This window comes from Thalassospira sp. UBA4513 (assembly GCF_002388495.1).
Classification (GTDB): Bacteria; Pseudomonadota; Alphaproteobacteria; order Rhodospirillales; family Thalassospiraceae; genus Thalassospira; species Thalassospira tepidiphila.
The window spans coordinates 37,097-42,187 of sequence record NZ_DGMR01000010.1; the positions used below are offsets into that span (position 1 = coordinate 37,097).

6 protein-coding genes are annotated in these 5,091 nt (G+C 54.7%); 3 read left to right on the top strand and 3 right to left on the bottom strand.

Features of this window, described 5'->3' with window-relative positions; all coding sequences use genetic code 11:
* Nucleotides 1-954 (top strand): glutamine amidotransferase-related protein (locus B2T33_RS04255; protein WP_286791236.1); only part of this gene is annotated, 954 nt, incomplete at its 5' end.
* Between the two features lie 147 nt (nucleotides 955-1,101).
* Here the strand turns inward: B2T33_RS04255 and B2T33_RS04260 are convergent.
* Nucleotides 1,102-1,719, bottom strand: a complete 618-nt coding sequence (locus B2T33_RS04260; RefSeq protein WP_197146504.1) for an RNA methyltransferase — start codon at nucleotides 1,717-1,719, stop codon at nucleotides 1,102-1,104.
* A gap of 275 nt (nucleotides 1,720-1,994) precedes the next feature.
* Between B2T33_RS04260 and B2T33_RS04265 the strand changes: the two genes are divergently transcribed.
* Entirely contained in the window at nucleotides 1,995-2,192 is a 198-nt protein-coding gene (locus tag B2T33_RS04265; protein WP_008889101.1) for a CsbD family protein, read from the top strand.
* A 138-nt stretch (nucleotides 2,193-2,330) separates the two neighbouring features.
* A complete protein-coding gene (locus B2T33_RS04270) occupies nucleotides 2,331-2,528 on the top strand; it encodes a DUF1289 domain-containing protein (protein ID WP_040822316.1) in 198 nt (65 codons plus the stop codon).
* On the opposite strand, the gene B2T33_RS04275 is transcribed toward B2T33_RS04270, so the two are convergent.
* Both B2T33_RS04275 and B2T33_RS04280 read right to left on the bottom strand, forming a co-directional pair.
* Nucleotides 2,529-4,496, bottom strand: a complete 1,968-nt coding sequence (locus B2T33_RS04275) for a sensor histidine kinase (protein ID WP_286791237.1) — start codon at nucleotides 4,494-4,496, stop codon at nucleotides 2,529-2,531.
* Nucleotides 4,489-5,091: EAL domain-containing protein (locus tag B2T33_RS04280; protein ID WP_286791238.1), on the bottom strand; the 603-nt coding region annotated here is incomplete at its 5' end. The genes B2T33_RS04275 and B2T33_RS04280, both read right to left, overlap by 8 nt.

Sequence of the window (5,091 nt, forward strand, 5' to 3'; positions counted from 1 at the left end):
GCGATGAAACATATCGAGGCCGTCGAACGCAGCGCACGCGCCTGGTATGGCGGGGCGATTGGGGCGGTTCTGTGCAATGGTGATCTCAATACCGGCCTGACGCTGCGTACTGTGCGGCTCAAACAGGGTGTCGCCGAAGTCCGTGCGGGCGCGACATTGTTGTTTGATAGTGAACCGGACGCCGAAGAAGCCGAAACCGTGTTGAAGGCATCAGCAATGATCGATGCCGTCACCCGCGATGCCAAGGATGAGGTTACCCTTGATCCGACGGTATCAGGCGTTGGCAAACGCGTGCTTCTGATCGATCACGAAGACAGCTTTGTGCAAAACCTTGCCAGTTACATCCGCGCGACGGGTGCTGAAACGCTCACACTTCGTCCGGGCTTCCCCGATCAGGCGTTTGAGGATTTCAAACCTGATCTGGTGTTCCTGTCACCGGGTCCCGGGCGGCCGGATGACTATCACCTGCGCGACAGCATCGAACGCGCGCTTGCCGCGGGTTTGCCGGTATTCGGGGTTTGTCTGGGTTTGCAGGGGATTGTCGAATTCTTTGGCGGGTCACTGGGACAACTTGTCACACCGATGCATGGCAAACCGTCAAAGGTGAAACTCGATACAACCGATCCGCTGTTTGATGGCCTGCCCGAAGACATCGTTGTCGGACGCTACCATTCCCTGTTTGCCAAGGCGGCTGAAATGCCAGCCGACCTTACGGTCACGGCGCGCAGTGACGACGGGGTGATCATGGGCATCCGCCACAAAAGCCTGCCGATCAGTGCCGTGCAGTTCCACCCCGAAAGCCTTTTGACCCTTCAGGGCGAAGTCGGCATGCGCATGATTGCAAACCTTCTGCGCAACCCGCATGGCGAACGCCCTGATGATGAGATCGAAGAACCCGAACAGGACGACACGACAAACAAGGAAGATACAGCGACCGATCACAAGGCCGCCTGACCATCATCAAACACCCTGATCTGCGTGGCGTGCCAAGCCCCCCCCCCCTGTCAAGGCAACGCAAACCGCAGATCACACACAGCAACGGCCGTGCTCCTCCCTCGCGGCCGTTGCTTCTTTTTTGCTCAGGGTCGTTTGATGCCGTGATCAGGCGTCGTCATCATCAAGCGAACCGTCGATTACGGAGTAATCCGGCGGCGGGGCCTGACGGAATTTTTCCGGGTCACCCTTGCGTTTGTCGCGCGTGCGCGAAATCCAGCCGCCGTAATGGGCTTCGGGCTTGGGTTCGGTCGGCGCACCGGCACGCACCGGGCGCGGGGCAAACCGGCCCAGATTGATCACGCGGTCATACATCACAATATTGGCGGCAATCGCCACATTGACACAGAAACTCATCGGGATCTTGATGATGAAATCGCATTTTTCCTGCATTTCATCAGACAGGTTTCCGCGTTCCGGACCCAGGATATAGGCCGCTTGCGACGGATGCTTGAAGCTTGGCAGTTCTATCGCATCGGGTGTCAGTTCGACCCCCACCATGCGGCAGCCTTGCGGCAGGAACAGGTTTTCGTGATCAGGGAAATGATAGTAGGGCATCTGTTCGCCCGACTTCGATGTATCGGTGATGTTGGAGCGTTCCTCACGGAAATCTGCATCTACCGTAAACGCAAAACTTGCGCCAAAGGCATGGGCAGAACGAAACAGGGTGCCCACATTCAAAGGCTTGCTTGCCCCTTCAATTCCAATCCCGAAATAGCCGCGCATATCTTCCTCCGTGCCGCACCAGACAGCCGATGTGAGGCCGGTGCGAAAACAACTCCATAAAAAGAACTGTAGGGGGCTATAGCGCCCCGGGCGCGATATGGCAAGCACACCACGGGCAATGCTGCCACCCGTTGCTGTAGCCGCTTGCTCTATCCGAATGCTCAAACCGATCTGGCAAAACAATTTGGAACAACACCGCTGCTGCTTCGTTGATTCTAGCAAAGGGCACAACATCCCTTGGTCGAGCAAACCGTCAACCAAAACAGGAGACGATAATGAATTGGGACCAAATCGAAGGACGTTGGAAACAGCTTACCGGTGACGTCAAAAAACAGTGGGGTCGCCTGACCGACGATGATGTCGATGCCATTGATGGCCAGCAAGACAAACTGGTCGGCAAGATTCAGGAAGCCTATGGCATTCAACGCGAAGAGGCCGACCGTCAGGTCCGCGAGTGGTTCAATCGCCTTTAAGTGATTTGATTTAAGCCATAACCGGCCATCCCCCCGTTCGTTTCGCGCGCAGCCCAAGATCCTCCCCTTGATTGCTGCGCGCGAAACTGCTTTTTATGGGTCTGACATCTTTGTTTTCGCGTTTACAGGCCCATCATCATGCCCGTCAAATCCCCGTGCAACGGCACCTGTCTGCTTGACCAAAGATCGGGTTACTGCATGGGTTGTTATCGCACCGGCGATGAAATCGGTTCCTGGATGAGTATGAGCGACGGCACCAAAAAACGCGTTATTTCCAAAACCAAACAACGCCGGGCTGATCACAAAGACGCGGCACTTTCTTCCTGTTCAGATTAATTAACCCGATCGGGTCATTTCCAAACCGGCCGGGCTTATCGGCGCTTCATCCTTGACCGAGAACGGGCTTGCTTGGGCGCTGTCGCGGATCGGGGCGGTTTTGGGCAAGACAATCTGAAACACGGTCCCGGATCCTGGAACAGATGAAATCTTGATCTTCCCGCCAAGGGTGTTTTGCACCACGTTCAAAATGATCGCCAATCCAAGCCCGCTGCCCCCGGTCGTGCCGTCAACCGACCAGAACGGCTCGAAAATCTTGTCGTGATTTTCCGGCGCGATACCAATGCCGTTATCTGCAATTTCAAGAAGGAAATTGTCAGCATCCCGTTCGCTTAACCGGATGCTGATTTCGCCTTTTTCGCGGCCGACAAACGCATGTTGATGGGCATTCATGATCAGACTGAGGATCACCTGATCAATCGCGTCGCTGTAACTGTCGAGATGTGCCGAGGGCGGCAGAACTGCCGTCAGTTTAATGCCGGTCTTTTTGAACTGATTGCGCAATGTCGCCACCAGATCGGAAATGACCTTGCTCAGATCGAAACTGCGATGAATGTGCACAGTTTGATCCGTGGCTGTCTGGTTGAAATGTTTCAGCAATTCTTTGGTCCGGCCAATATTTTTTTGAACAATCCGGTTGCCATCAATAAGCGCATTGATCATCTCGGTGCGTTCTTCATCGAAATCCCCCGCCGTGATCAGGGATTGCTGCAAATCCTGCAGATCATCGGCCATTGTCGTCGTCACCGTAAGGGCATTGCCAAGCGGGGTGCGCATTTCATGCGATACCCCGGCCACAATCCGGCCAAGGGATGCCATCCGCCCCTGAACCAGCAAATCCTTGGTCAAAAGCGCCTGCAGTTCTGCGGTTTGTCGCCGCCGCAACATAAGATACCCGATCCCGCCTGAAAACGCCCAGATCAGTACCAGAACAAGGCATACAAAGATCACCTCCAAGGCCTTGTTTCCCGCCCAGACCTGATAGGCGGGCGAACTTGCGACAATATGGTACCTGGCGGATTCTGATCGCATGCTGCCACTTGTAAAGCTGCTCAGCATCCGTTCAATCGGAAGAGTTTCGACCTCGTAAATACGGCCCGCATATTCAAAGCCACCTTGCGCTTGCACGGATTTGATCCGTTGCCAAAGTTGCGGGTCCACCTGCGCGACCGAGGCATTATGTTGCAACATAAACCCCCAGTTTCGCCCGTCCTCTGCCCCGGCCAGCCAGTATCCATCCGGATTGACAAGCTCGGTTCGTGTCACGCCGTTAAGTGCCGTTTCATACGGCACCAATGGCGCGCCCATATCCAGATTAACAATCAGATAGCCGACAACGCTTTCATCGATCCCGCTGATCGGTGCGACCAAGCGGGTTGTCGGACGCCAGGGTACTTCGATCTCGCCATTTTCAACATTCAGATCAAGCCTGCTGACATAGACCTGCCCCGGGCTCAATGACCGGGCCGCCTCCATATAGTATCGATCCGATTTATCCTGTAGTTCGTCTTCCGGGGTAACAATCACCTCATTACCGCGCGCATCTACCCGAACGGCTTCCATGCCAGACGGCAAAACGATACGAAGCTGGCTGAAACGTTCCACTTCGCGGGCCAGGGATCTGAAATATCTGATGGTTGCCTCAGGCTGGGTTTCAAATTCCTGTACCGCCGGATGCAGGATCGACAGGTTCACGGTCTGGATGGCGGTTTCATACCATTGCTGCAGATCTGCCGCCCGATGGGTGACGTCAACGACCAACCGACGTACGGTCTGTTCGTCTTCACGACTTGCTTCAAGCGTGTGCCAGAATGTCATCAAACCGAAAAAGACCAGCATCCCGCAAACCGCAAGAATACTGGTGACCCGCCAGAAATAACCGTCCTGATGCCAACGGGATTTCCGGCCTTCCACCAGTGGCAAGGTATGGTCCGTCACAGATGGCGAATTTTGCTGCGCGTCAACCATTGTCAGACCGCCCGTCGTTATCGTGGCTTTTCACCCAGTCGACAAACTTTTCCGGGGGAAGACCGGGGCTGTAGAGGAAACCTTGCGCAAACTGAATGCCAAGATCCTTGCAAATTTCTTGCTGGTCGGTGGTTTCAATACCCTCTGCAACTGCTTCGATACCAAGGGTTTGCGCAATTCTTGCCGCAGTTTCGGCAACCTGACTGGCATATCCGCCTGCCGAAAGCCCGCTGATGAAGGACTTGTCAATCTTGATGCCGCGCACTGGCAAAATATCAAGGTGATTGAGCGACGAATATCCCGTGCCGAAGTCGTCCAGCCAAATCTCAAACCCCTGTTGCGCCAGCTTTTGAACACAGGCTGTTGCCTCACCATCATTGGTAAAACGCTGGGTTTCGGTGATTTCAAAACCGACGGTTTCCGGGCCAAGCTGACGTGTTCTACAAGCTTCGATCAACCGGTTAATGAAGTCGATATTGTCAATATCATTGGCTGCGAGATTAATCGCAGCACGCAGAGGCTGAAGACCCTGTTGCCTGAGCATTGCGTTCAGGTTTGTAACCGCCTCTAGGTGTGAGCTTTCAACAGGTTGTCC

Excerpts from the sequence above, each read along its gene's own strand:
- B2T33_RS04260 (WP_197146504.1), bottom strand. The coding sequence starts at position 1,719 with ATGCGCGGCTATTTCGGGATTGGAATTGAAGGGGCAAGCAAGCCTTTG.
- B2T33_RS04275 (WP_286791237.1), bottom strand. The coding sequence starts at position 4,496 with ATGGTTGACGCGCAGCAAAATTCGCCATCTGTGACGGACCATACCTTG.
- B2T33_RS04265 (WP_008889101.1), top strand. The coding sequence starts at position 1,995 with ATGAATTGGGACCAAATCGAAGGACGTTGGAAACAGCTTACCGGTGAC.
- B2T33_RS04270 (WP_040822316.1), top strand. The coding sequence starts at position 2,331 with ATGCCCGTCAAATCCCCGTGCAACGGCACCTGTCTGCTTGACCAAAGA.